General features: G+C 65.7%; 28 protein-coding genes and 1 tRNA gene. 8 read left to right on the top strand and 21 right to left on the bottom strand.

What is annotated here, in order from left to right; translation table 11 throughout:
- Nucleotides 1–2: 2 nt before the first annotated feature.
- From H2052_RS02860 to H2052_RS02880, 5 genes are read right to left on the bottom strand one after another with little or no spacing between them, the layout of a single operon-like run.
- A complete protein-coding gene (locus tag H2052_RS02860; protein WP_293777826.1) occupies nt 3–812 on the bottom strand; it encodes an inositol monophosphatase family protein in 810 nt (269 codons plus the stop codon).
- A gap of 11 nt (nt 813–823) precedes the next feature.
- Nucleotides 824–1,387 carry an elongation factor P gene (gene efp / locus H2052_RS02865; RefSeq protein WP_293777828.1) on the bottom strand — a complete coding sequence of 188 codons (564 nt, stop codon included), beginning with the start codon at nt 1,385–1,387 and terminating at the stop codon, nt 824–826.
- Between the two features lie 50 nt (nt 1,388–1,437).
- The gene (thiE, locus tag H2052_RS02870) at nt 1,438–2,133 is read right to left on the bottom strand and encodes a thiamine phosphate synthase (protein WP_293777830.1); all 696 of its coding nucleotides are present in this window, start codon (nt 2,131–2,133) and stop codon (nt 1,438–1,440) included.
- The gene (locus tag H2052_RS02875; protein ID WP_293777832.1) at nt 2,123–2,791 is read right to left on the bottom strand and encodes an O-methyltransferase; all 669 of its coding nucleotides are present in this window, start codon (nt 2,789–2,791) and stop codon (nt 2,123–2,125) included. The genes thiE and H2052_RS02875 overlap by 11 nt, the downstream gene beginning before the upstream one ends.
- 5 nt (nt 2,792–2,796) lie before the next feature.
- Entirely contained in the window at nt 2,797–3,711 is a 915-nt protein-coding gene (locus H2052_RS02880) for a class I fructose-bisphosphate aldolase (protein WP_293777834.1), read from the bottom strand.
- Nucleotides 3,712–3,879: 168 nt separating this feature from the next.
- On the opposite strand from H2052_RS02880, the gene H2052_RS02885 reads away from it, so the two are divergent.
- Nucleotides 3,880–4,671: a hypothetical protein gene (locus H2052_RS02885; RefSeq protein ID WP_293777837.1), complete on the top strand. Its 792-nt coding sequence runs from the start codon at nt 3,880–3,882 to the stop codon at nt 4,669–4,671.
- A gap of 4 nt (nt 4,672–4,675) precedes the next feature.
- On the opposite strand, the gene H2052_RS02890 is transcribed toward H2052_RS02885, so the two are convergent.
- From H2052_RS02890 to tkt, 4 genes are all read right to left on the bottom strand, one after another.
- On the bottom strand, nt 4,676–5,203 hold the full coding sequence (locus H2052_RS02890) for a CAP domain-containing protein (protein WP_293777840.1): 528 nt from the start codon (nt 5,201–5,203) through the stop codon (nt 4,676–4,678).
- 105 nt (nt 5,204–5,308) lie between these two features.
- Nucleotides 5,309–6,502, bottom strand: a complete 1,194-nt coding sequence (locus H2052_RS02895; protein WP_293777842.1) for a phosphoglycerate kinase — start codon at nt 6,500–6,502, stop codon at nt 5,309–5,311.
- Nucleotides 6,503–6,504: 2 nt separating this feature from the next.
- Nucleotides 6,505–7,512: a type I glyceraldehyde-3-phosphate dehydrogenase gene (gap, locus tag H2052_RS02900; protein ID WP_293777844.1), complete on the bottom strand. Its 1,008-nt coding sequence runs from the start codon at nt 7,510–7,512 to the stop codon at nt 6,505–6,507.
- A gap of 24 nt (nt 7,513–7,536) precedes the next feature.
- The gene (gene tkt / locus H2052_RS02905; protein ID WP_293777845.1) at nt 7,537–9,507 is read right to left on the bottom strand and encodes a transketolase; all 1,971 of its coding nucleotides are present in this window, start codon (nt 9,505–9,507) and stop codon (nt 7,537–7,539) included.
- Nucleotides 9,508–9,740: 233 nt separating this feature from the next.
- On the opposite strand from tkt, the gene H2052_RS02910 reads away from it, so the two are divergent.
- The 5 genes from H2052_RS02910 (at nt 9,741) to H2052_RS02930 (ending at nt 11,547) form a co-directional block, all read left to right on the top strand.
- Nucleotides 9,741–9,947, top strand: coding sequence for a hypothetical protein (locus H2052_RS02910; RefSeq protein ID WP_293777847.1), 207 nt, complete (start codon nt 9,741–9,743; stop codon nt 9,945–9,947).
- A gap of 4 nt (nt 9,948–9,951) precedes the next feature.
- Complete coding sequence (locus H2052_RS02915) at nt 9,952–10,263, top strand: cell division protein ZapA (RefSeq protein ID WP_293777849.1); 312 nt, start codon at nt 9,952–9,954, stop codon at nt 10,261–10,263.
- A gap of 200 nt (nt 10,264–10,463) precedes the next feature.
- On the top strand, nt 10,464–11,027 hold the full coding sequence (locus tag H2052_RS02920; protein ID WP_293777851.1) for a 5-formyltetrahydrofolate cyclo-ligase: 564 nt from the start codon (nt 10,464–10,466) through the stop codon (nt 11,025–11,027).
- Nucleotides 11,024–11,242, top strand: coding sequence for a DUF2842 domain-containing protein (locus tag H2052_RS02925; protein WP_293777854.1), 219 nt, complete (start codon nt 11,024–11,026; stop codon nt 11,240–11,242). Before H2052_RS02920 ends, H2052_RS02925 begins: the two co-directional genes overlap by 4 nt.
- A complete protein-coding gene (locus H2052_RS02930) occupies nt 11,239–11,547 on the top strand; it encodes a chorismate mutase (protein ID WP_293777856.1) in 309 nt (102 codons plus the stop codon). The genes H2052_RS02925 and H2052_RS02930 overlap by 4 nt, the downstream gene beginning before the upstream one ends.
- Nucleotides 11,548–11,589: 42 nt before the next feature.
- Here H2052_RS02930 and H2052_RS02935 read toward each other — a convergent pair.
- A tRNA-Asp gene (locus H2052_RS02935) sits at nt 11,590–11,666 on the bottom strand.
- A gap of 217 nt (nt 11,667–11,883) precedes the next feature.
- Here H2052_RS02935 and H2052_RS02940 point away from each other — a divergent pair.
- Nucleotides 11,884–12,345 (top strand): carboxymuconolactone decarboxylase family protein, encoded by a 462-nt coding sequence (locus H2052_RS02940; RefSeq protein ID WP_293777858.1) that lies wholly within the window; start codon nt 11,884–11,886, stop codon nt 12,343–12,345.
- Nucleotides 12,332–13,195 (top strand): sigma-70 family RNA polymerase sigma factor, encoded by an 864-nt coding sequence (locus H2052_RS02945; RefSeq protein ID WP_293777860.1) that lies wholly within the window; start codon nt 12,332–12,334, stop codon nt 13,193–13,195. The genes H2052_RS02940 and H2052_RS02945 overlap by 14 nt, the downstream gene beginning before the upstream one ends.
- A 4-nt stretch (nt 13,196–13,199) precedes the next feature.
- Here H2052_RS02945 and H2052_RS02950 read toward each other — a convergent pair whose 3' ends face one another.
- Genes H2052_RS02950 through H2052_RS03000 form a run of 11 tightly spaced genes read right to left on the bottom strand, consistent with a single transcriptional unit; the run spans nt 13,200 to nt 24,312 of the window.
- A complete protein-coding gene (locus H2052_RS02950) occupies nt 13,200–13,595 on the bottom strand; it encodes a RidA family protein (RefSeq protein ID WP_293777863.1) in 396 nt (131 codons plus the stop codon).
- Nucleotides 13,588–14,004, bottom strand: coding sequence for a thioesterase family protein (locus tag H2052_RS02955; RefSeq protein ID WP_293777866.1), 417 nt, complete (start codon nt 14,002–14,004; stop codon nt 13,588–13,590). The genes H2052_RS02950 and H2052_RS02955 overlap by 8 nt, the downstream gene beginning before the upstream one ends.
- 10 nt (nt 14,005–14,014) lie before the next feature.
- Nucleotides 14,015–15,190: an acyl-CoA dehydrogenase gene (locus tag H2052_RS02960; RefSeq protein WP_293777869.1), complete on the bottom strand. Its 1,176-nt coding sequence runs from the start codon at nt 15,188–15,190 to the stop codon at nt 14,015–14,017.
- A 12-nt stretch (nt 15,191–15,202) separates the two neighbouring features.
- The gene (kynA, locus tag H2052_RS02965) at nt 15,203–16,048 is read right to left on the bottom strand and encodes a tryptophan 2,3-dioxygenase (RefSeq protein WP_293777871.1); all 846 of its coding nucleotides are present in this window, start codon (nt 16,046–16,048) and stop codon (nt 15,203–15,205) included.
- On the bottom strand, nt 16,045–17,238 hold the full coding sequence (kynU, locus tag H2052_RS02970; protein WP_293777873.1) for a kynureninase: 1,194 nt from the start codon (nt 17,236–17,238) through the stop codon (nt 16,045–16,047). The genes kynA and kynU overlap by 4 nt, the downstream gene beginning before the upstream one ends.
- A gap of 8 nt (nt 17,239–17,246) precedes the next feature.
- Nucleotides 17,247–18,863, bottom strand: coding sequence for an AMP-binding protein (locus tag H2052_RS02975; RefSeq protein WP_293777875.1), 1,617 nt, complete (start codon nt 18,861–18,863; stop codon nt 17,247–17,249).
- Complete coding sequence (locus H2052_RS02980) at nt 18,860–20,011, bottom strand: acyl-CoA dehydrogenase family protein (protein ID WP_293777876.1); 1,152 nt, start codon at nt 20,009–20,011, stop codon at nt 18,860–18,862. The genes H2052_RS02975 and H2052_RS02980 overlap by 4 nt, the downstream gene beginning before the upstream one ends.
- A complete protein-coding gene (locus H2052_RS02985; RefSeq protein WP_293777955.1) occupies nt 20,011–20,814 on the bottom strand; it encodes an enoyl-CoA hydratase family protein in 804 nt (267 codons plus the stop codon). The genes H2052_RS02980 and H2052_RS02985 overlap by 1 nt, the downstream gene beginning before the upstream one ends.
- Before the next feature lie 5 nt (nt 20,815–20,819).
- Nucleotides 20,820–21,284, bottom strand: coding sequence for a MarR family transcriptional regulator (locus H2052_RS02990; protein WP_293777878.1), 465 nt, complete (start codon nt 21,282–21,284; stop codon nt 20,820–20,822).
- Nucleotides 21,278–22,024 carry an SDR family NAD(P)-dependent oxidoreductase gene (locus H2052_RS02995; RefSeq protein ID WP_293777881.1) on the bottom strand — a complete coding sequence of 249 codons (747 nt, stop codon included), beginning with the start codon at nt 22,022–22,024 and terminating at the stop codon, nt 21,278–21,280. The genes H2052_RS02990 and H2052_RS02995 overlap by 7 nt, the downstream gene beginning before the upstream one ends.
- A complete protein-coding gene (locus tag H2052_RS03000) occupies nt 22,021–24,312 on the bottom strand; it encodes a bifunctional salicylyl-CoA 5-hydroxylase/oxidoreductase (protein WP_293777883.1) in 2,292 nt (763 codons plus the stop codon). Before H2052_RS03000 ends, H2052_RS02995 begins: the two co-directional genes overlap by 4 nt.
- Nucleotides 24,313–24,380: the final 68 nt, after the last annotated feature.

Here is a 24,380-nt window from a genome sequence, read left to right on the forward strand (position 1 = left end):
AATCACTTTGCTGCGCTGCGAAGTGCCCCGCCGATGAGTTTATGCAAACGCGTCTGAATAGCGCTATTCGACGCGATGATCTCGCGCCGTTCGAGCGGTCGGTCGCCGCCGCGATAGTCGCTGACGAAGCCCCCGGCCTCGCGCACCAGAAGGATACCGGCAGCGACATCCCAGAGGTTGAGCCCCGCCTCCCAATAGCCGTCGTAGCGCCCCGCCGCGACCCAGGCGAGATCGAGCGCGGCCGACCCGAACCGGCGAATACCTGCGACATTTGGCGCCACCGCCTGCAGGATGGAATCGAACTGATCGAAGTCGCCGTGACCGCGGAACGGCACGCCGGTGGCGATCAGGCTGTCGCCGAGCTCCTTGCGCGCCGAAACACGAAGGCGCTGGTTCTGAATCCATGCACCCCTGCCCGCCTCCGCCCAGAAGCTCTCGTCGGTCATCGGTTGATAGACGAGGCCCGAGATGATCTGGCCGTCCTGCTCCGCCGCGATGGTGATCGCGAAGTGCGGGATGCCGTGCAGGAAGTTGGATGTGCCGTCGAGCGGATCGACGATCCAGCGCGGACGCGAAGGATCGCCCTCGATCTCGCCGCCTTCTTCCAGCACCAGCCCCCAGTCGGGCCGTGCCTGCCGCAGGATCTCGACAATGGTGCGCTCGGCCGCGCGGTCGGCGTTGGATACGAAGTCCGACGGGCCCTTGCGGGAGACCTGAAGCTGCGACACCTCATTGAAATCACGGCGCAGCCGCGGCGCAGCCTTGCGCGCGGCCTTGTCCATGATGGTGATGAGGGCGGAATGGGCGGGCATAAGGGTTCCGATCAGTCCGCGCGGCGGACGTAGGTCTGCTCGTAGACGTCGACGACGATGCGCGTGCCCGATGCGATGTGCGGCGGCACCAGGATACGCACGCCATTGTCGAGCACGGCGGGCTTGTAGCTGGACGACGCCGTCTGGCCCTTAACCACAGCGTCGGCCTCCACGATCGTGGCTTCGACCTGATCGGGAAGCTGCACGGAAAGCGGCTTTTCTTCATAGAGTTCCATGACGACGTCCATGCCGTCCTGGAGGAACGCGGCGGCATCGCCGAGAAGATCCTGCGGCAGCGAAACCTGCTCGTAGGTCTCCTTGTCCATGAAGGTCAGCATGTCGCCTTCGGCGTAGAGGAACTGGAAGTCCTTGGTGTCGAGGCGAACGCGCTCCACCGTTTCCGACGAACGGAAGCGGACGTTGGTCTTGCGGCCGTCGACGAGGTTCTTCAGCTCCACCTGCATGTAGGCGCCGCCCTTGCCGGGCTGCGTGTGCTGGATTTTAACGGCGCGCCACAGCCCGCCTTCATATTCGATGATGTTGCCGGGACGAATGTCCACGCCGCTGATCTTCATGGGTGCGTTCCTGAGAAAGAAGGTCGAAACCGAATGCGTTGGGGCTTCTATCAGCGCGCGGGCGCGGGCTCAAGGACGCTCTGAAACGCTTTCACACCCGCCCCGGCGCCATCCGGATGCGCCCAGACGGCCCTGGAAACGGCCAGAAAGTCCGCACCGGCGGCAACGAGCGGCGCGGCGTTCTCTGCCGTTATGCCGCCGATGGCGACACAGGGAATCTCGCTGATCGTCGTCCACCACGACAGGATCGACGGATCGGGACGATGCGTCGTCACCTTGGTTGCGGTGGGATAGAAGGCCCCGAACGCCACATAATCAGCGCCCGCCTCGCCCGCTTCCATCGCGAAGTGGCGGCTGTCGTGACACGTGACCCCGATCTGCGCGTCGTGGCCGAGCAGGCTGCGCGCCGCCGCGACACTGCCGTCGGTCTGTCCCAGGTGCACGCCATCGGCGCCCAGTTCCTTCGCGAGGTCGGCGCGGTCGTTGAGGATGAAGGCGACGTCATACGCCGCGAGGATCGGTTTCAGCGCGGCGCCGGCGCGCAGGATTTCCATGTCCTCCACGCCCTTCAGGCGAAGCTGGAACGCCGCCACAGGACCCGCATCGAGCGCGGCCTTCAGCGTTTCGGGAAAGCCCGGATCGTAGCGCTCCGGCGAGATCAGGTAGAGCTGGCACGGCGGCCGCTTATCCCGCTCGAAACGGTCGGCGAAACCGGGATCGAGCGCCACATCGTCATCATTCATCATTCACCACCGCGATCATAAACCCGTCCCAACCCTTGGCACCCACGGTCTGGATCGCCGTGGCCGTCAGCCGGGGCTCGGCTGCGACGACATCGAAAAGCGCGCGCGTGCCAAGGATCGCGGCGTCGGTGCTCGAGGCGTCCGTCACACGCCCCTCGCGCACCACATTATCGACGATGATGAGCGCGCCCGGCCTCGCGAGTGCCAGCGCCGCCTTCAGATAGGCAACGTTGTTCGGCTTGTCGGCGTCGATGAACACGAAGTCGAAGGGCCCTTCGCTCTCAGTTTCCATGCGCGAGAGCGTCTCCACGGCCGGGCCGACGCGGATCTCGACCTTGTCGCCGATGCCTGCCGTATCAAGGTTCGCGCGTGCGACCTCGGCGTGGTGCGGATCGATCTCCAGCGTGACAAGAGTTCCGTGGCCGGGAAGCGCGCGGGCGAGCCAGATCGTCGAATAGCCGCCGAGCGTGCCGACCTCAAGAATCCGCCACGCGCCGATGGAACGCGCAAGTATATGGAGCAGCTTGCCCTGCGCCGCGGACACGTCGATCGCGGGCAAGCCCTCGGCCGCATTGCGGGCCAGGGCCTTGTCGAGCGCTGGATCGCCGCCGATCAAACGGTCGGCGATCCAGGCGTCAACCTCGGCCGAGGCCACGGACATCGGGCCTATTCCTTGCCCTTGTAGATGTTCACCAGCTTCGCGAGCATGGCCATCGCTTCGTCGCGCGGACGCTGGAAGGTGTTGCGGCCGATGATCGAGCCGTTGCCGCCGCCGTCGCGGATGTCGCGCGCGTCCTGATATACAGCGTCGGCGCCCTTCGCAGCGCCGCCCGAGAAGACGACGATGCGGCGGCCGTTGAAGCACGACTTCACGACATGCGCCACGCGTTTCGCCTGCGTCGAAGCGTCCAGCTTCTCGTAGGCCTTCTGCGCGTCCTTCTGCTCGATGTGCGCGGTCGGCAGCTTCACCTTGATGATATGCGCGCCGAGCAGCGCCGCCATGTGCGCCGCATAGGCGCCGACGTCGAGCGCCAGTTCGCCGTCCTTCGAAAGATTGCCGCCGCGCGGATACGACCAGATGACCGTGGCGATACCCACCGACTTCGCTTCGGCAGACATTTCACGGATTTCCTCCATCATGTCGAACACGTCGTCGGCGCCCGGATAGATGGTGAAGCCGATCGCCGAGCAGCCAAGGCGCAGCGCGTCGTCGACCGTCCCGGTCACGGCCTGGTTGATCGAGGTCGCCCAGCTGTTCGAGCTGTTCACCTTGAGGATCGTCGGGATCTGGCCCGCGAACGTGTCGGCGCCCGCCTCGATCATGCCGAGCGGCGCGGCATAGGCGGAAAGCCCCGCGTCGATGGCGATCTGGAAGTGGTAGTGCGGGTCGTAAGCCGGCTCGTTGACCGCGAAGCTGCGCGCCGGGCCATGCTCGAAGCCCTGATCGACCGGGAGGATGATGAGCTTGCCGGTGCCGCCGAGCTGGCCCTGCATCAGAATGCGGGCGAGGTTCGCCTTCGTGCCGGGGTTGTCGCTTTCATAGTTCGAAAGGATGGTCTTCACGGCTTTCGTGATCTTCATTCGTCGTCCTCGTCGCTTTTTGGCTGCTGTGTTGGGAACGCTGTAGCCAATGCCCCGGTTCATCGCAACGCCGTCCGGGAGTATCTGGACGGCGAAATCCAAACGCTTATCGTGCGCGAACGTTGCTTGCGCGTGTGTGTCGATTCTCACTCCGGCAAAGAAAGCAGCATGATGACATTCCCCCGCACCGTCAGCCTCCTCGCCGCCGTTTCCCTGAGCCTTTCAGGTTTTCCCGCCAGCGCCGATACCCCGGGCGACCTCAGCGATCTCGTCGGCGCCCGCGGCAGTTCAGGTGAAAACGAGATGATTTCGCGCGGCTACTACAACCACCACACCGCCGAAGCCGACGACGGCAAGTACAGCTATTGGTGGAACCAATCGAAAAAGAAGTGCGCGCGCGTGCTCACAAGCGATGGCCGCTACGAGAAGATCAAGGCCGTGAGCGCTTCCGATTGCGGCCAGAAAGGTTCCGACGGTGACAAGACCGCAGCGATCGCGATCGGCGCCGCCGCGCTCATCGGCGTTGTGGCGCTTGCGTCAAAGTCGCACCATCGAGGCGACAGGGACTACGATACGCGGGGGACCGCAGATTTCGAGCGCGGCTACCGCGACGGGCTGTACAGCCATGCATACTATAATTACGGCCGCAGCGACGCCTATTCGGACGGGTACAGCGCGGGCGTGAAGGAACGCGGCTATCAGACGCCCTACCGCGACGGCTACTCCCATAACGCCGGATACAATCCTTATTCGGGGTATCAGGACGTCGTTGGTCACTCGAACGACAGGGCGGACTCGATGCTCCGCGACCGCGGCTATGTTTACCTGGGCAAGGATGAAACGGGCGGCGGTCACGAGCGCACGTACTGGAACGCGGAAAGCCGTCAGTGCATTTCGGTGCGCACGAGCAGCGGAAACGTGGTGGACGCGCATTCGATAAAGGCGCGCAACTGCCGGTGAGCGGCTAATAGGCGGAGAAAGCCGCCGCGACCTGCATGTCCGCCTCGCGGCGGCCGAGCACCATCGTCCAGAAGCGGCCCTTGCTGGGAGAGCAGGCGTAGCCGATGCCGACGTCGGTGACGTCTTCGAGCATCATGTTGTCGCGGTGGCCGGGGCTCCGGTCCCACGCGACAACGACCGCCTCGGACGTCGGCAGGTTCCACGCGACGTTCTCGGCGCGCGGCACGCCGTCGAAGCGGGCACGGTCCGCGCGGTCGACGAAATTGCTTCCGTCCGAGCCGCTATGCGAGAGCTTGCCCCACCCGGCGAGATCGTCCGAATGCGCCTGCGCGGCCCGGGTGAGCGCGTTGCTGACGCGCACGGGGCCAAGCCCCTGCCCGCGGCGCAGATCATTGAGTGCGGACACGGCCTCGGCAGGATTCACATCGCCTGGCGCGCACCAGCTGTGCTTCGCGACCGCAACGGTCGAAAAACCCGCAGCAACGGCCGGGGTGGCGATCAGGAACGCGGCAGTGGCGAGACGCATAAGCATGGCACCGACCTTCGCGCCGAAGACTTAAGGTCGGGTTTTAAGAAAAGGTTAATTTCCCGCTCACCATTGCTGAAGTGACGCATCTGCGCGACAAAACCGGGTTCGTTACGCCCGCAGCGCGTCCACGCCCGGCAACGGCTTGCCTTCCATCCATTCGAGGAACGCGCCGCCCGCGGTCGAGACGAAGCTGAAGCTGTCCGCCACGCCCGCGTGGTTCAGCGCCGCGACCGTGTCGCCACCGCCCGCCACGGAAACGAGGCTTCCGGCCTCGGTGAGCGCCGCCGCCGTGCGCGCGAGCGCGACCGTTGCCGCGTCGAACGGTTCCATCTCGAACGCGCCGAGCGGGCCGTTCCACACGAGCGTGCGGCAGGTCTTGAGCGCGTCCGACAGCGCCTCCACAGCGGCGGGGCCAACGTCGAGGATCATCTCGTCCGCCGCGACTTCGTGCACGTTCACCGTGCGGATCGGCGGATTGGCGCGGAATTCCTTCGCCACCACAACGTCGTAGGGCAGATGCACGGTGCAGCGCGCTGCTTCCGCCTTGGCGAGGATGCCGAGCGCCGTGTCCTTGAGGTCGTGCTCGCACAGCGACTTGCCGACGTCGACGCCCTTCGCGGCGAGGAAGGTGTTCGCCATGCCGCCGCCGATGATGAGGTGATCGACCTTGCCGACGAGATTGTTGAGCACGTCCAGCTTCGAGGAGACCTTGGCGCCACCGACGACAGCCGCCACAGGCCGCTCAGGCTCGCCGAGCGCGGCTTCCAGATGCTCCAGTTCCGCCTGCATCGAACGGCCCGCATAAGCCGGAAGCACGTGCGCCAGCCCCTCGGTGGAGGCGTGCGCACGGTGCGCGGCGGAAAAGGCGTCGTTGACGTAGATGTCGCCGAGCTTCGCGATGGCGGCGACGAGCGCCGGATCGTTCTTCTCCTCGCCCGCTTCGAAGCGCGTGTTCTCAAGCACCGCGATCTCGCCAGCCGCCATCAGGCCGACCGCCTGCTCGGCAGCCGGTCCCTTGCACTCGGTGACGAAGCCGACCGTGCGGCCGAGCACCTTCGCAAGCGCGCTGGAGATCGGCGACAAGCTGAGCATCGGGTCTTCGCCCTTCGGACGCCCGAAGTGCGAAAGCACCAGCACGATCGCACCCTTGTCGGCGAGTTCGTCGATGGTCGGCTGCGCCGCGCGAAGGCGGGTGTCATCGCTGACCTTGCCGTCCTGCATCGGCACGTTGAGATCGGCACGAACGAGGACGCGCTTGCCGCGCACGTCCCCGATGTCGTCGAGCGTCCGGAACCTGGCCATGGTTAGAGGAACGCCGCCATTGCCTTGGCGGTGTCGACCATGCGGTTCGAGAAGCCCCACTCGTTGTCGTACCACGAAACGACGCGCACGAGCTTGCCTTCGAGAACGGCGGTTTCGAGGCTGTCGATCGTCGAGGATGCGGCCGTGTGCTGATAGTCGATCGAAACCAGCGGCTCGTCCGAATAGCAGAGGATGCCCTTCAGCGGTCCGGATTCAGACGCCGCCTTCAGGATCGCGTTCACCTCGTCCTTCGTCGTGTCGCGCTTCGGCGTGAAGGTCAAGTCGACAAGGCTGACGTCGGGCGTCGGCACGCGGATCGCCGAACCATCGAGCTTGCCCTTGAGTTCGGGAAGCACCTCGCCCACGGCGCGGGCGGCACCCGTCGTCGTCGGGATCATCGACATCGCGGCGGCGCGGGCGCGGCGCGGGTCGTCGTGGATCTGGTCGAGGATCTTCTGGTCGTTGGTGTAGGCGTGCACCGTCGTCATCAGGCCGCGTTCGATGCCGAGGGCATCGTTCAGCACCTTGGCGACCGGTGCGAGGCAGTTCGTCGTGCAGCTCGCGTTCGAAACGATCTTGTGCTCGGCCGAAAGCTTGTCGTTGTTCACGCCGAAGACGACCGTGAGATCGACATTCTTGCCCGGCGCGGAGATCAGCACGCGCTTGGCGCCCGCCGCCATGTGCTTTTCGGCCGAGGCGCGGTCCGTGAAGAAGCCGGTGCACTCGAGCGCGATATCGACGCCGTTCGCGGCGTGCGGCAGGTTCGCCGGGTCGCGCTCGGCCGATACCTTGATGCGCTTGCCGTCGATGATGAGGTCGTTGCCGTCCACCTCGACCGTGCCCTGCCACGTGCCGTGCACCGAATCGCGCTTGAACAGCAGGGCGTTCGCCTTCGCATCGGAGAGGTCGTTGATCGATACCAGTTCGAGCCCGCTGTCCGGACGCTCCAGAATAGCGCGCGCCACGAGGCGCCCGATGCGGCCGAATCCGTTGATCGAAACCTTCGCCATGTCTTCCGTACTCCTGTTCCTGATTTAAGCGAGCTTGCTCCGGACCGCCTTCGCGATCGCGTCGGCGGTCAATCCGAACTTCTCGAACAAGGCCTCGGCGGGCGCGGACGCGCCGAAGCGGTCGATGCCGAGCCGCAGGCCCTTGCGGCCCGTGTAGCGTTCCCAGCCCACGGTCGTTCCCGCTTCGACCGACACGATGAGCGCGTCTTCGGGCAGGATGTCCGACTGATAGGCAGCGCTCTGAAGGTCGAAGAGTTCCCAGCAGGGCATGGAAACGACGTCGCAGCCGATGCCACCGGCTTCGAGCTGATCGGCGGCTTCGAGCGCGGCCTGCACTTCAGAGCCGGTCGCGAGGAACACGACCTTGCGCGCGGCTGCGGCGCTGCGCAGGCGGTAGGCGCCCTTAGAGGAGAGATTCTCGCCGGATTCCGTGCGAAGCTGCGGCAGGTTCTGGCGGGAAAGCGCGAGCACCGTGGGGCCGCTGTCGTTTTCCAGCGCAAGCGCCCAGCACTCGGCGGTTTCGACGACGTCGGCCGGGCGCATAACGAGCACGTTCGGCATCACGCGCAGGCTCATCACGTGCTCGATCGGCTGGTGCGTCGGCCCATCTTCGCCAAGGCCGATCGAATCGTGCGTCATCACATAGATCACCTGCGCACGCTGCAGCGCGCTGAGGCGGATCGCCGGGCGGCAATAATCGGTGAAGACAAGGAAGGTGCCGCCGTAAGGCACGAGACCGCCGTGCAGCGCCATGCCGTTCATCGCGGCGGCCATGCCGAACTCGCGGATGCCGTAGTAGACGTAGCGCCCGCCATAATTCGCGGCGTCGAGCGTGCCGAGGCCCTTGGTCAGCGTGTTGTTGGAGCCGGTGAGGTCGGCCGAGCCGCCGATCGTGTTCGGCACGGCAGCGTTGATCGCGCCGAGCGCAAGCTCGCTTGCCTTGCGCGTCGCGACCGTCTGGGGCGCCGCGATCAGGCTATCGATGTGCGCCTTCAGCGCCGGGCCTGCGGCTTTCAGTGCAGAGCCATCGAGCCAGCTCAGGAATTCCGCGTAACCCTCCGCCTTCGCAGCGTTCACCTTCCAGTCGGCGCTGATCTTCGTGCCGCGCGCGCCCGACGTGCGCCACGCATCCAGGATATCCGACGGGATTTCGAACGGCGCGTGACTCCAGCCGAGCGTTTCGCGCGCCGCCGCGATTTCCGCCGCGCCGAGCGGCGAGCCGTGCGTCGCCGCCGTGCCCTGCTTGTTGGGGGCGCCGTAGCCGATGATCGTGCGACAGGCGATCAGCGACGGGCGCGGATCAGCTTTCGCGGCCCGCAGCGCCGCGTCGATGCTCGCCGCGTCATGGCCGTCGCAGGAAACGACGTGCCAGCCCGAAGCCTCGTAGCGCGCCTTCACGTCTTCGGACGTCGACATCGAAGTCGCGCCGTCGATGGTGATGCGGTTGTCGTCCCAGATCACGTTCAGGCGGCCGAGCTTCAGGTGTCCGGCAAGGCCGATCGCCTCGTGATTGATGCCTTCCATCAGGCAGCCGTCACCCGCGATCACCCACGTATGATGGTCCTGCACCGCGCCGCCGAAGCGCGCGTTGAGATGACGTTCGGCAATCGCCATGCCGACGGCGGTGGCGAGCCCCTGCCCGAGCGGGCCGGTCGTCGTCTCGACGCCGGGAAGCTCGAAGTTTTCCGGGTGGCCGGCGCAGGGGCTGCCGAGCTGACGGAAGTTGCGGATCTGGTCGAGCGTCGGCTTCTCGTACCCCGTGAGATAGAGAAGCGCGTAGATCAGCATCGAGCCGTGGCCGGCGGAAAGTACGAACCGGTCGCGATCAGGCCATTCAGGCCACTGCGGATCGTACTTCAGATGCTGTGTGAAGAGAACCGTCGCGGCATCCGCCATGCCCATCGGCATTCCAGGGTGGCCGGAATTCGCGGCCTGTACGGCATCCATCGCCAGCGCACGGACAGCGTTGGCGAGATCGGCGTGATTGACGGTCATCTTCGGCTTGGTTCCCCAATATTTCGGCCGGGCGGCGAATCGGCGCGCACAATGGAGAGGGGCTTATGCTGCGTCAACGTCATGTCAAGGCATGGCGGCCATGCACACATGAAAGAGGCGGGAATCCGGCTGAATCGAGATGAATCGGCGAACCGTCCGGCGCTTGCCTTGACCGTCATTCGGATTCGTTCTTATGTTCCTCGCCCAAACTGCTGATTTCGGGACTTTTCGGCATGGATCAGATGACCGGTTTCGCGTCGGCGCTGACACGCCTCGAAAGCGCGCTCGACAGGCTCGAGCGTGCGGCCGCGGGTGTGGATGATGCGGGCGGTGCGCTCGCCGAACTGGACGTGCTGCGTCAGAAACACCACCGCCTGAAGGAATCCGCCGAACGCGCCGTCGCCGATCTCGACGTCCTCATCGCGTCGGCGCGGGGCTGAGCGCATGGGCCAGATCAACGTCACCATCGGCGGCCGTTCCTATCCCCTCGCCTGCCGCGACGGCGAGGAGGAGCGACTGAACCGCCTTGCCGCGCATGTCGATGCCAAGGCTGCCGATCTCCAGGGCGCGCTCGGGCAGATGAGCGAGCCCCGGCTGCTGTTGATGTCGGCCATTCTCATCGCCGACGAGTTCTTCGACCTGAAGGAACGCGACCCCTCGCTTGGCGACACGATCGCGACGGGTGCGCTCGAAAAGGCGGCGGCGCGGGTGGAAGCCATTGTCGCGGCCCTTGAGAAGCGGCGCGCCAACGCCTAGATTAGACCACGGCGGATACTGCCTGGTGCGCGCGATGCGAACATCCCTGAGGCGATATCGACATCCAAGGGTGCTGTCCCTGTGCGGATCCTGGTCCGACCATATGGTGCCCACCTGACGTTACTGGCGTCAGAGGATATTCCGGCAAACGGCCGAGGCGGTTCCGCCACCCATTTTTGACCTGTCGCCCGGATTCCCGTTTGTCCACCGCCCTCCTCACCGACAAGGAAACACTGCGCCGCGATGCCCGCGCCGCTCGGGCCGCGTTCGTGCGCGGTATTTCCGCGGACGATCGCAGGGCGCTGGAGGCGGCGCTCGCCGCGCGCGCGCTTCCCTTCCTCGCGAACGCCCGTGCAATCGCCAGCTACGTGCCGATGGGCCACGAGATCGACCCCGCTGCATGTATCGCGCAGGGCACAGTGCTGCTGCCGTGGTTCGCGAGCCGGGATGACGTCATGCGTTTCCGCGTCGCAGGCGGTCCGCTGGAGCCCGGTCCCTTCGGCACGATGCAGCCGCTTGCCGACGCTGCCGAGGCAGTTCCCGACACGCTTCTCGTTCCGCTCGTCGCGGCCGACGTGCACGGCAACCGCATCGGCCAGGGCAAGGGACACTACGACCGCGCGCTCGCCGCGCTCCGGGCCGTGCGCCCCACCGTGGCCATCGGCCTCGCGTGGGACGTGCAGATTCTGGATGCGCTGCCCGCCGACAGCTGGGACCAGCGCCTCGACGCGGTGGTGACGCCGACAAGGACACTCACCGCATGACCGACCCCAAGCCGAGCCTCAGAAAGCCCTTCGGCGTGCTGCTGCTGATCGTCCTGATCGCGGTCTATGCCGTTGTCGCCGTCGCCGTGGCCGAGCCCGTCACGCGGCTTCATGTGCTCGTACAACTCCCGGTCTGGATCATACTCGGCATCGCCTGGGTTTTCCCGGCCCGCCCCCTTGTTCGCTGGATAGAAACCGGACGCTTCCGCAAATGACCGACATCGTTCCCCCCGACGCCTGCACCACCATGCCGGAGATCCGCACCGCGATCGACGCGCTCGACCGCGAGATCGTCGCGCTGCTGGCGGAGCGGATGCGCTATATCGAGGCGGCGGCACGTGTGAAGACGTCGCGCGGCGCGGTGCGCGACGAAGCCCGGAAGGCGGACGTGATCGCCAAGGCCTGCGATGCCGCCGAAACGCACGGGCTGTCGCGCGATCACGTGGCGGCGATCTATGAACTGCTTGTGGAGCGTTCCATCGCGCATGAGTTCAGGGTCTTCGACAGCGTCGAAGCCTGATTTCGTTTCCTGCGAGGAAGCGCCATTTCTGCCTGTGAGAAATGGCGCGAGTGACGGGGCTCGAACCCGCGACCTCCGGCGTGACAGGCCGGCACTCTAACCAACTGAGCTACACCCGCGCGTTGCTTCGTATTTCGAAAGCCGGGCGTACCTATTGGTGGGGCCGGGCGCTGTCAAGAAGCATCTGCCGGATTTTACCGCAACTGACCGGGAACTGCGAAGCGCTTTGAAAAAAGCTGGGGAAACGCATAATTTTTGCCCCGCATGTCACATGCGCCGAGCCTGTCTCGTCATGTCTGCAAGCGCGCGTGGTGCGCGCCGCCAAGGAGAACGGACATGACCGCCCGATTGAACAATGCGCACAGCTACGCACCCGAAGCCGTGAAGGCGATGATGGCGCTCGAAGAGAGCTTCAAGGACAGCGGCCTTGAACAGAATTTGATGGAACTGGTGCGGCTGCGCGCATCGCAGATCAACGGCTGCGCGTTCTGCATCCACATGCATTCAACCGACCTGCGCCGCGCGGGCGAGGACGAGATGCGGCTCTACATGCTGAACGCCTGGCGCGAATCGACGCTCTACACGCCGCGCGAACGCGCCGCGCTCGGCTGGACCGATGCGCTCACGCGGCTTCCCGAAACGGGTGCACCGGATGCCGACTACGAAGCCGTGAAGGCCGCGTTCAGCGAGGCCGAGCAGGTGAACCTGACGCTTCTCATCGGATCGATCAACACATGGAACCGCTTGCAGGTCGGTTTCCGCGCCCCGCACCCGGCGCTCCGCCGTGCCGCAGCCTGAAGAGATCGCGCTGTTCGAGGCGCAGCGCCCCCGGCTGCTGCGCCTCGCCTACCGGATGCTCGGCTCGGTCGCGGAAGCCGAAGACGTGGTGCAGGACGCGTGGCTGCGCTGGTCCGAAGCGTCGGGCATCGATTCGCCCCCCGCGTGGCTGACGCGCGTCGTCACGCGCCTCTGCCTCGACCGGATGAAGTCGGCGCGGGCGCGGCGCGAAACCTATTTCGGCACATGGCTTCCCGAACCCCTGCTCGCCGAGCCCGAAGCCATCGCCGATGATGTCACGCTCACGCTGATGCTCGCGCTTGAGCGCCTCTCTCCGCTGGAGCGCGCCGCCTTCCTGCTCCACGACGTGTTCGAGGTCAGCCTCGGCGACGTCGCCGCGACGCTCGGCCGCGATGCGGCTGCGGTGCGCCAGCTCGCCGTGCGTGCCCGGCGGCACGTGCAGGAGTCGAAATCGCGCTATACGGTGGAGGACGGCGAGGCCGAACGTATCGCGCAGGCCTTCTTCACTGCGGCGCGCGACGGCGACACGGCGGCGCTGCAGGCGATGCTCGCCGAGAACGTCGTGATCCATGCTGACGGCGGCGGGCGGGTTCTGGCCTTCCGCAACCCGATCCGCGGCATCGCGCGTGTGCTCCGGCTCTATGCGAGCCTGTTCCGCAAGTTCGGCGATGCCGCAACCTTGCTGCGTACGCTGCGCATCGACGGCCTTCCGGGCTTCGTCAGCCTCGATCGCGGCGACGTGCTGCAGACGACCGCGCTGGCGATCGAGGACGGCCGCATCACCGCGATCTATATCGTGCGCAATCCCGACAAGCTCGGCCACGTCGCGCAGGCGCTGCCCATCAACTGAGGCGTCAGCGCGGTTTCACCGCGAAAGCCTGAATCTCCACCTTCGCGCGATCCTCGACGAGCGCCGCGACCTGCACCAGCGCCATCGCCGGGAAGTTCTTGCCCATGACGTCGCGGTAAGCCGCGCCCACGCCCTTCAGATTGGCGAGGTATTCGGCCTTGTCGGTCACATACCACGTCATCGACGTCACGTGCTCCGGCCCCGCCCCGCCAGCCTTCAGCACCGCCACGATATTCTCCAGCGTCTGCCGCGTCTGCGCCGCGAAATCGTCCGTCTCGAACTCTGCGTTCGCGTTCCAGCCGATCTGGCCGCCGACGAAGATCAACGTGCCTTCGGCGGCAACGCCGTTCGCATAGCCGATGGGCTTCACCCAGCCTTCGGGTTGCAGGGTTTCAAACATGGTGTGTCTCCAGATGCTGTTCGAAGGCCGCGCGCATGTCGTCCGGCCAAGGACGCGCGCGGTGGGTATCGGTGTCGGTGGCAACGACGCGCTGATCGGCGGACCAGAGCAGCGTGTCGCGACAGGTAATGCGGTGCAGGAAATCCAGCGAGCTTCCGCCCACACGTTTCACGCCCACTTCGAATTCGAGCACGTCGCCATGCACGCCCGGATGGCTGAACGTGATGTCCAGCCGAACGGTCGGCACGGAGATGCGGCGCTCACCCATCATCACCGGCCACGGCGAACCAATGGAGGCGAAGAATTCCTCCATCACCCCGACGAGCAGGTTGAGATAGGACGGGAAGTAAGCAATCCCCGAAGGGTCGCAGTCCCCGAACCGCAAGGGCCGAACCGTCGTGAACGCCATGACGGGCCGCCTAGTTCGCGAAGGCTGCGATGCCGGTGATCGCGCGGCCGATGATGAGCGCGTGCACGTCGTGCGTGCCCTCATAGGTGTTCACCACCTCGAGGTTCACCAGATGCCGCGCCACACCGAACTCATCGGAAATGCCGTTGCCGCCGAGCATGTCGCGCGCGGTGCGCGCGATATCGAGCGCCTTGCCGCAGCTGTTGCGCTTCAGGATCGAGGTCAGCTCGACAGGCGGGTGCCCGTCGTCCTTCATGCGGCCGAGCCGAAGGCAGCCCTGGAAGCCGAGCGAAATGTCCGTCACCATGTCGGCGAGCTTCTTCTGGATGAGCTGGTTCGCCGCGAGCGGCCGTCCGAACTGCTTCCTGTCCATCGTATATTGCCGCGCCGTCTTGTAGCAGGATTCGGCTGCTCCGAGCGCACCCCACGCAATGCCGAAGCGCGCCGAGTTAAGGCAGGTGAACGGCCCCTTGAGCCCACGCACCTCTGGGAACATCGCCTCTTCAGGCACGAACACCTCGTCCATCAGGATCTGGCCGGTGATCGAGGCGCGCAGGCCCACCTTGCCGTGGATCGCGGGCGCGGAGAGCCCTTCCATGCCCTTTTCGAGGACGAAGCCGCGGATCGCGCCGTCGTCCGTCTTCGCCCACACGACGAACACGTCGGCGATCGGCGCGTTGGTGATCCATGTCTTGGCACCCGAAAGGCGGTAGCCACCCGGCACGCTCTTCGCGCGCGTCGCCATCGATCCGGGGTCGGAGCCGTGGTCGGGCTCGGTGAGGCCGAAACAGCCAATCCATTCGCCGCGCGCGAGCTTGGGCAGGTATTTCTGCTTCTGCGCTTCCGAACCGAACGTCTCGATCGGCACCATGACGAGCGAGGACTGCACGCTCATCATCGAACGGTAGCCGCTGTCGATCGCCTCGACCTCGCGCGCGATGAGGCCATAGGCGACGTAGCCGAAGCCCGCGCCGCCGTATTCGGGCGAAATCGTCGCGCCGAGCAGGCCAAGCTCGCCCATCTCGCGGAAAATCGCCGGGTCGGTCTTCTCATGCCGGAAGGCCTCGACAACGCGCGGCGCCAGCCGGTCCTCGGCATAGCGGCGCGCAGTTGTGGAAATCATCTGCTCGTCTTCGGTCAGCTGCTGCTCAAGGCCGAAGGGGTCAAAGGGATCGAAAGTTGCCAAGGTCGTGCTCCACTAGAGTTCGGTGCGTACTTTCCAGAGTTCCGGGAACAATTCCACCTCAAGCATCTTGCGGAGGTAGGACACACCCGAGGTGCCCCCCGTGCCGCGCTTGAGGCCGATGACGCGTTCCACGGTCGTTACGTGGTTGAAGCGCCAGCGCCGGAAATAATCCTCGAAATCGACGAGTTTCTCGGCGAGTTCGTAAAGCGCCCAGTGTTTCTCCGGTGCGCGGTAGACGATCTTCCAAGCCTCGACGACATCCTGGCTCTCGGCGCGCGGGCTCGCCCAGTCGGTGCGCTCCGCATCCGCCTTGCCGATCGGGATGCCGCTGCGCTGAAGGAGGAGCAGCGCCTCGTCATAAAGGCTCGGTTTTGAAAGGATGTCCTCGAGCTGCGCCATGATCTCGGGCCGGTGCGCGTGCGGTTTCAGCATCGCGGCATTGCGGTTACCGGCGAGGAACTCGATCGCGCGGTACTGGTAGGACTGGAAGCCGGAGGACTGGCCGAGCGAATCCCGGAACTCGGTATATTCGCTCGGTGTCATCGTGCGGAGCACGTCCCACGCGCTGTTCAGCTGCTCGAAGATGCGCGCCACGCGCGTCAGCATCTTGAAGGCGTTCGAGACGCGCCCCTCACGTACCGCTTCCATCGCGGCGCGCACCTCGTGAATGGCGAGCTTCATCCACAGCTCGGACGTCTGATGCTGGATGATGAACAGCATCTCGTCGTGCGCGGTCGAAAGCGGCTTCTGCGCGTTCAGAATCGGATCGAGCGACAGATAATCGCCGTACGACATGCGTTCCCGGAACGACATCTGCGCGCCGTCTTTGGCCGGGTCATAGGGTTGCTGGCTGGTCACGTGACAAGTCCTCTTCTGTGATATTCGGGTTTGTCCCAGCTCCTTTTGCTCAGCACGTCCTCCATGATGGAGACTGCGCCGAGCACCTCCTCCTCGCCGATATAGAGCGGCGTGAAACCGAACCGCAGCGCGTCCGGCGCGCGGAAATCGCCGATAACCCCGCGCGCGATCAGCGCCTGCATGATCGCATAGCCCTGCGGGTGACGGAACGACACCTGGCTGCCGCGCGATGCGCTGTCGCGCGGCGAGGCGAGCACGAGATCGGGGCAGCGCGCCTCGACCTCGCGAATGAACAGCTCCGACAGGGCCACCGACTTGCGGCGCACGTCCGCCATATCGACGCCTTCCCACGCATCGAGCGCAGCATCGAGTACGGCGAGCGCGATGATCGGCGGCGTGCCGACGCGCATCCGCTCAATTCCGCTGCCGGGTCGGTAGTCCTGGTCGAACGCGAACGGTGCCTCGTGGCCCATCCAGCCGGACAGCGCCGGGCGCGCGGCGTCGGCGTGCTCCGCCGCCACATAGATGAACGCAGGCGCGCCGGGGCCGCCGTTCAGATACTTGTAGGTGCAGCCCACAGCGAAGTCCGCGCCGGCGCCCTTCACGTCGACGGGGATCGCACCCGCCGAGTGCGCGAGATCCCAGATCACTAGGGCGCCCACGGCATGCGCTTTCGCGATCAGCTTCGCCATGTCGTGCTTCCGGCCCGTGCGGTAGTCGACCTCGGTGATCATCAGCGCAGCGACGCTCTCGTCGATCGCGGCTTCCACGGCTTCGGGTTCCACGACCTTCAGTTCATGCCCCCGCCCCAACGAAGCGATAAGGCCCTGCGCCATGTAGAGATCGGTGGGGAAGTTGCCGCTGTCCGATACGATCACGCGCCGGTCGGGGCGCATTTCGAGCGCGGAGGCGAGCGCCTGATAGACCTTGATCGAAAGCGTATCGCCCATCACGACGCTGCCTTCGTGGGCGCCGATCAGCCGCGCGATGCGGTTGCCTACTTTGCGCGGCTGCACCATCCATCCGGCGGTGTTCCAGCCCTTGATGAGCTCGCCGCCCCATTCCTCTTCGATCACCTTCGCCGCGCGCGCCTTCGCGGCGATCGGCAGCGGGCCGAGCGAATTGCCGTCGAGGTAGATGACACCTTCGGGGATATGGAACATCGCGCGCGTTGCGCTGAAATCAGTCATTGGACTCTCTAAGCCTTCAATCGGAAGCGCTGGATCTTGCCGCTCTCGGTTTTGGGAAGCGCGGCCGTGAACCGCACCGAGCGGGGATACTTGTAGGGCGCGATCGTTGCCTTCACATGGTCCTGCAGGGCCTTCACGACGCCGTCGTCCGGCGCGATGCCCTCTACCAGCACCACATGCGCCTCGACGATCTGCCCGCGCGCCTCGTCGGCAACACCGATCACCGCGCATTCGAGCACATGCGGATGCTTGAGCAGCGCGGCTTCCACCTCCGGCCCGGCGATATTGTAGCCCGCAGAGATGATCATGTCGTCGGATCGCGCGGCGAAGTGGAACCGACCCTCCGCGTCCTGCGTGAAGGAATCGCCGGTGAGGTTCCAGCCGTTCCTCACGTACTTCTTCTGCCGCGTGTCCGCGAGATAGCGGCAGCCCACCGGCCCGCGCACCGCAAGCCGCCCGACCTCGCCGCGCGGCAGTTCGTTCATGTCTTCGTCGACGATCTTCGCTTCATAGCCGGTGAGCGGCCGCCCGGTGCAGGCCGGGTGCATGTCGTCGAGGCGGTTCGAGATGAAGATATGCAGCAGCTCGGTCGCGCCGATGCCGTCGAGGATAGGCTTGCCGGTCTTGCGCACCCAGTCTTCGAACACCGGCGCAGGCAGCGTTTCGCCCGCAGACACGGCAATGCGCAGCGAGGAGAGGTCCGCGCCCTCGTCAAACGCTGCGAGCATCATCCGATACGCTGTCGGCGCGGTGAAGCTGATCGTCGCCTTGTAGGTCTCGATGATCTCGATCATGCTTTGCGGCGAGGCGTGTTCGAGCAGCGTCGCCGCGGCGCCGAAACGCAGCGGGAAGATTGCGAGGCCGCCGAGCCCGAAGGTGAACGCGAGCGGCGGCGAGCCGACGAAAATGTCGTCCGGGCGCACACCGAGCACTTCCTTCGCGTAGGCGTCCGCGATGATAAGGAGATCGCGGTGGAAGTGCATCGTCGCCTTGGGCTCGCCCGTGGTGCCCGAGGTGAAGCCGAGCAGGGCAACGTCGTCGCGTCCCGTGTTCACCGCCTCGAATGTCACGGCCTTACCGAGCGCGACGCGATCAAGTTCCGCATCGTGGTTGGCAGTGCCGTCGAAACCGACGACGGCTTTCAGGAAGCGGCTGTCCTTCGCGCACAGCACCATTTCGTCCATCAGACGCGTGTCGCAGAGCGCGAGGCTGATTTGCGCCTTGTCGACGATCTTCGAAAGCTCGCCCGCGCGCAGCATCGGCATGGTGTTGACGACGACCGCGCCCGCCTTCGTCGCGGCGAGCCAGCACGCGACCATCGCGGGATTGTTCGCCGAACGGATGAGCACGCGATGGCCCGGCTTGACGCCGTAGTCTTCGACAAGCGCGTGCGCGATGCGGTTCGACCAGTCGGTCAGCTCCTTGTAGGTGCGGCGGCGCCCGTTGCCGATCAGCGCGGTGTGATCGCCGAAGCCCTTGCCGACCATCGCGTCGGTCAGTTCGACGCCGGCGTTCAGATAATCCGGGTATTCAAAGCCATCGAGCAGCAGGTCCGGCCACTCCGAAAACGGTGGCAGATTGTCCCGCGTAAACGTGTCGACATGCGCCGACGGCCCCAAAATCATGCTCCCCCTCCCATCACCTGACGCGCAATCACCACTTTTTGTACGTCCGATGCGCCTTCGTAGATGCGAAGCGCCCGGATCTCCCGGTACAGGCTTTCGACGATGTGGCCGTGGCGCACGCCGTCCCCGCCATGAAGCTGCACCGCCTTGTCGATCACGCATTGCGCGCGGTCGGTGGCGTAGAGCTTCGCCATCGCCGCTTCGCGCGTCACGCGCGGCGCGCCCATGTCCTTGGTCCATGCGGCGCGGTAGACGAGGAGCGCGGCGGCATCGACGTCGAGCGCCATGTCCGCGATGTGGCCCTGCACCATCTGAAGGTCGAACAGCGGCGCGCCGAAGAGTGTGCGCTCGCCCGTCCGCTTGATGCTCTCCTCAAGCGCACGCCGCGCGAAACCGAGCGCGGCGGCACCCACCGTCGAGCGGAACACGTCGAGCACCGACATGGCGATGCGAAAGCCTTCTCCGGGCTTCCCGATCATGGCCGAAGCGGGGACGCGCATGTCATTGAAGCGCAGTCGCGCGAGCGGGTGCGGCGCGATCACGTCGATACGCTCGGCGATCTCCAGCCCCGGGGTATCCGCCGCCACGACGAATGCCGAAATGCCCTTGGCGCCCGGCGCCTCGCCCGTCCGCGCGAACACGGTGTAGACGTCCGCAATACCGCCGTTCGAAATCCACGTCTTTTCGCCCGAAAGCACGTAGTCGTCGCCTTCGCGGCGTGCCGTCATGTCCATGTTGGCGACGTCCGAGCCCGAACGCGGCTCCGATAGCGCGAACGCGGAAATTGCCTTCCCCGCCCGCGTCTTCCTCAGCCATTCGCGGTGGCCTTCGTTGCCGAACAGGCTGATCGTCCCGGTGCCGAGCCCCTGCATCGCAAAGGCGAAGTCAGCAAGCCCATCATGCCGCGCCAGCGTCTCGCGCGTGATGCACAAAGTGCGCACGTCGAGAGGGGCCACGGCATCGGGGTCTACCGCCGTCGGCAGCAGCCAGCCGCCTGCGCCCAACATGTCCACGAGACGGCGGCACGCGGCGTCTGTGTCGCCGTGGTCGACCGGAAGATTCTCCCGGCACCACGCCTCCAGCCGCTCGGCGTAGTCACGGTGCCGATCTTCGAAGAACGGCCAGTTCAGAAAGCTGCGGTCCGCCATCAATCCCCCTCGAACACCGGAGTCTGCTTCGCCACGAACGCCTTGTAAGCCCGTTCGAAGTCCCGCGTCTGCATACAGATCGCCTGCGCCTGCGCCTCGGCCTCGATCGCCTGATCGAGGCTCATCGACCATTCGTGGTTGAGCTGCGTCTTGGTGATGCCATGTGCAAAGGTCGGCCCGGCAATGATGCGCCGCGCGATCTCCAGCGCATCCGCCTCCAGCGTCTCCGCCGCCACCAGCCGGTTGTAATAGCCCCAGCGCTCGCCTTCCTCGGCGCTCATCGTGCGCCCCGTGTAAAGCAGCTCCGCCGCACGCCCCTGCCCGATGATGCGCGGCAGGATCGCACACGCGCCCATGTCGCATCCGGCAAGGCCGACGCGCGTGAACAGGAACGCCGTCTTCGCCTGCGGCGTGGCGATGCGGATATCCGACGCCATGGTGATGATCGCGCCCGCACCCACCGCGACACCGTCCACCGCCGCGATGATCGGCTTGCCGCAGTGGATCATCGCCTTCACGAGATCGCCGGTCATGCGCGTGAAGGCGAGAAGCTGCTTCATGTCCATCGCGACCAGCGGTCCGATGATGTCGTGGACGTCGCCGCCCGAACAGAAGTTGCCGCCGTTCGGGAGGAAGGCCACAGCATCGACGTCATCGGCGTAGACAAGCGCGCGGAACGTATCGCGCAGCTCGGCATACGAGTCGAATGTCAGCGGGTTCTTGCGTTCGGGCCGGTCGAGCCGGACGCGCGCGATGCGGTCCTCGACCTCCCAGAGGAAATGCTTCGGCTTCAATCCTGCCATCTGCGTCAATGTCCGCCCTCCCACTTGCTCTGGAATGTTCTGAGTGTACCCGCGAGGTGCGCGGCCTCTTCGGGATCGACGTCGGCGAGAAGCGCGTCGATCCAGCGTTCATGCGCTGCGGCCATGGCCTTGAACTGTATGGCGCCCGCCTCCGTCAGCTTGACGATGAAGGCGCGGCGGTCGCCGTCGCGGGCGGTGCGGGCGACCAATCCATCCGATACCAGGCGGTCGACGATGCCGGTGACGTTGCCGTTGGAGACAAGCAGGAAACGCGACAGCTCGCTCATCATCATGCCATCGGGCTGGCGATCGAGTGCCGCCATGACGTCAAAGCGCGGCAGTGTCGTGTCGAACTCGGCCTTCAGCCGTTCGCGCATTTCCGCCTCGATCAGGCGTGTCGCGCGGAGCAGGCGCAGCCAGAGACGGACACGTTCCTTGCCGGCGGCAGACGCAAGCGGCGCGCTCACCATGTCTCGCCCCCCGACACCGAAATGGCTTGACCAGTGACGGATGCCGCGCCTTCGCTCGCCAGCCAAAGCACGGTGGCGGCGATCTCGTCCGGCGTGATGAAGCGGCCCTGCGGATTCGTCGCGGCGAGACTGGCGCGCGCATCCTCGCGGCTGCGGCCGGTTGTCGCCATGATGCGCTCGATCGACTCTTCGAGAAGATCGGTCTCCGTGAAGCCGGGACATACGGCGTTGACCGTGACACCCGATTTCGCCGTCTCCGCCGCGAGCGCGCGCATCAGCCCGACGACGCCGTGCTTCGCCGCCACATAGGGCGCGACATAGGCATAGCCCTTGAGACCTGCTGTCGAGGCGATGAAGATGATCCGCCCGGCGCGGCGCTTCACCATCGGCGCGATGGCAGGCTGCACGGTGAGGAACGCGCCCGTGAGGTTCACGGCGAGCGCCGCCTGCCACCCCGCCTGCGTCACCTTGTGCGCAGGAGCGCTCTCGGCGGCCCCGGCGTTCGCCACCACAATGTCGAACGGTCCATGCGCCTCGTGGAGCGCGCGCATCGCGGCCTCGTCGGTCACATCCGCCTGCACGGCGCTTATGCGCTCACTTTCCGCCCCCACCGTTTCCAGTGGCGCGAGGCGGCGGCCGCAGATCGTGACATCGACCCCTGCGCCTGCAAGCGCGAGGGCGATGGCCCGGCCCGCGCCGGTGCCACCGCCCGTGACGAGAGCGCTTTGCCCTGCGATCATACCTTGCCCGTCATCTGCTCGGGCCCGCGCTCGGCGAGACGGAACGCCTGATCACGCCCTGGGAGATAGGGCTTCGGCCACTCCGTCTGCTTGTCGCCGAGCGTCGCCGCCGCGCGCAGCGTCCAGTAGGGATCGGCAAGATGCGGGCGGGCAAGGCAGACGAGATCGGCGCGGCCTGCCATGAGGATCGAGTTGGCATGGTCAGGCTCGTAGATGTTGCCCACGGTCATCGTCGCCATGCCGGTCTCGTTGCGGATACGGTCGGAGAACGGCGTCTGGAACATGCGGCCGTAGACAGGCTTCGCGCGCACCGAGGTCTGCCCTGCGGAGACGTCGCAGATGTCGACGCCCGCCGCCTTCAGGATTTCGGCGATCTGTACGGCTTCTTCCGGCGTCACACCTTCGTCGCCGACCCAGTCGTTCGCGGAGATACGCACCGAGATCGGCTTTTCTTCCGGCCACACGGCACGGACCGCGCGAAACACCTCAAGCGGATAGCGCATCCGGTTTTCGAGGCTGCCGCCGTATTCGTCCTCGCGCCGGTTGGTGAGCGGGCTGATGAACGACGAGAGCAGATAGCCGTGCGCGGCGTGAATCTCGATCATGTCGAAGCCGGCGCGGTTCGCCATTTCCGCCGCCGCAACGAACTCGTCGCGAACACGGTCCATGTCGGCGCGGCCCATCGGCTTCGGCACGGAGTTGCGCTCCGACCACGGCACCGCAGAGGCGGCAAGCAGCGGCCAGTTGCCCGCGGGAAGCGGCGCGTCCATCTCTTCCCAGCCGACCCGCGTTGAACCCTTGGGGCCGGAATGGCCGAGCTGCGCGCAGATCTTTGCGTGGGTTTCGGCATGAACGAAATCAACAAGCCGCTTCCATGCCGCCTCGTGCTCGGGCGCGTAAAGGCCCGGGCAGCCGGGCGTGATGCGGCCTTCGGGGCTGACGCAGGTCATCTCGATGAACAGGAGGCCGGCGCCGCCCTTTGCGCGCTCGGCATAGTGCACAAAGTGCCAGTCGGTGGGGCAACCATCGACAGCCTTGTACTGCGCCATCGGCGAGACGACGATGCGGTTGGCGAGCGTCATGCCGCGAAGGCTGAGCGGCGCGAACATCGGCGCGCGGCGCACGTTTCCGGCGCCCGCTTGCTGCTGGAACCATGTCTCGGCACTGTCGAGCCACGCGCGGTCGCGCAGGCGCAGGTTCTCGTGCGAAATGCGCTGCGAGCGTGTGAGCAGCGCATAGTTGAACTGCACGGGATCGAGATCGAGGTAGCGCTCCACCTCCTCGAACCATTCCATCGAGTTGCGCGCCGCCGATTGCAGGCGCAGCACCTCGACACGGCGCGCGTCCTCATACTTCTGGAAGGCAGCGGCCAGCGTCGGTTCGCTGTGAATATAGTCCGCGAGCGCCACGGCGCTTTCCATCGCGAGCTTGCTGCCCGAACCGATCGAGAAGTGTGCGGTCGCCGCCGCGTCGCCGAGCAGCGCGACGTTCTGGTACGACCAGCGCTCGCAAAGCACGCGCGGGAAATTGATCCACGCCGATCCGCGCACATGCGCCGCGTTCGACATCAGGCTGCGGCCGCCGAGGTGCTTTGCAAAGATGCGCTCGCACGTTGCGATCGACTCTTCCTTCGTCATCTCGCCAAAGCCGAAGGCCGCCCACGTGTCTTCGGTGCACTCGACGATGAACGTCGCGGTGTCGGCATCGAACTGGTAGGCGTGCGCCCACACCCAGCCGTGTTCGGTCTTTTCAAAGATGAAGGTGAACGCGTCGTCGAATTTCTGGTGCGTGCCCAGCCAGACGAACTTGCATTTGCGCACATCTATGTTCGGCTGGAAATGGTCGGCGAACTCGGTGCGCGTGCGGGAGTTGAGCCCGTCCGCGGCAACGACGAGGTCGTACTTGTCCATGTAGGCCTGGGTCGGCTCGGCCTCGGTTTCGAAGCGGATTTCGACGCCGAGCTCCAGCGCCCGCGCCTGAAGCAGCAGCAGGAGCTGCTTGCGACCGATGCCGCAGAAGCCGTGCCCGGTGGAAAGCGTGCGCACGCCCTTGTGAACGACGGCGATGTCGTCCCAATAGGCGAAATGCTCCCGGATCGCGGCAGCGCTGACGGGGTCGTTCGCGGCGAGGTTATCGAGCGTCTCGTCGGAAAGCACGACGCCCCAGCCGAACGTGTCATCGGGCCGGTTGCGTTCGATGACCGTGATACGATGCGCCGGATCGCGCAGCTTCATGCAGATCGCGAAATAGAGGCCCGCAGGCCCGCCGCCGAGTACAGCCACATCCATCGGATGATCTCCCTTATCGATGAGTCGGATGCTGACATGGCGACTTTATTATTTCAAGCCTAAAGTTT

The organism is Sphingosinicella sp. (genome assembly GCF_013911755.1).
Classification (GTDB): domain Bacteria; phylum Pseudomonadota; class Alphaproteobacteria; order Sphingomonadales; family Sphingomonadaceae; genus Sphingosinicella.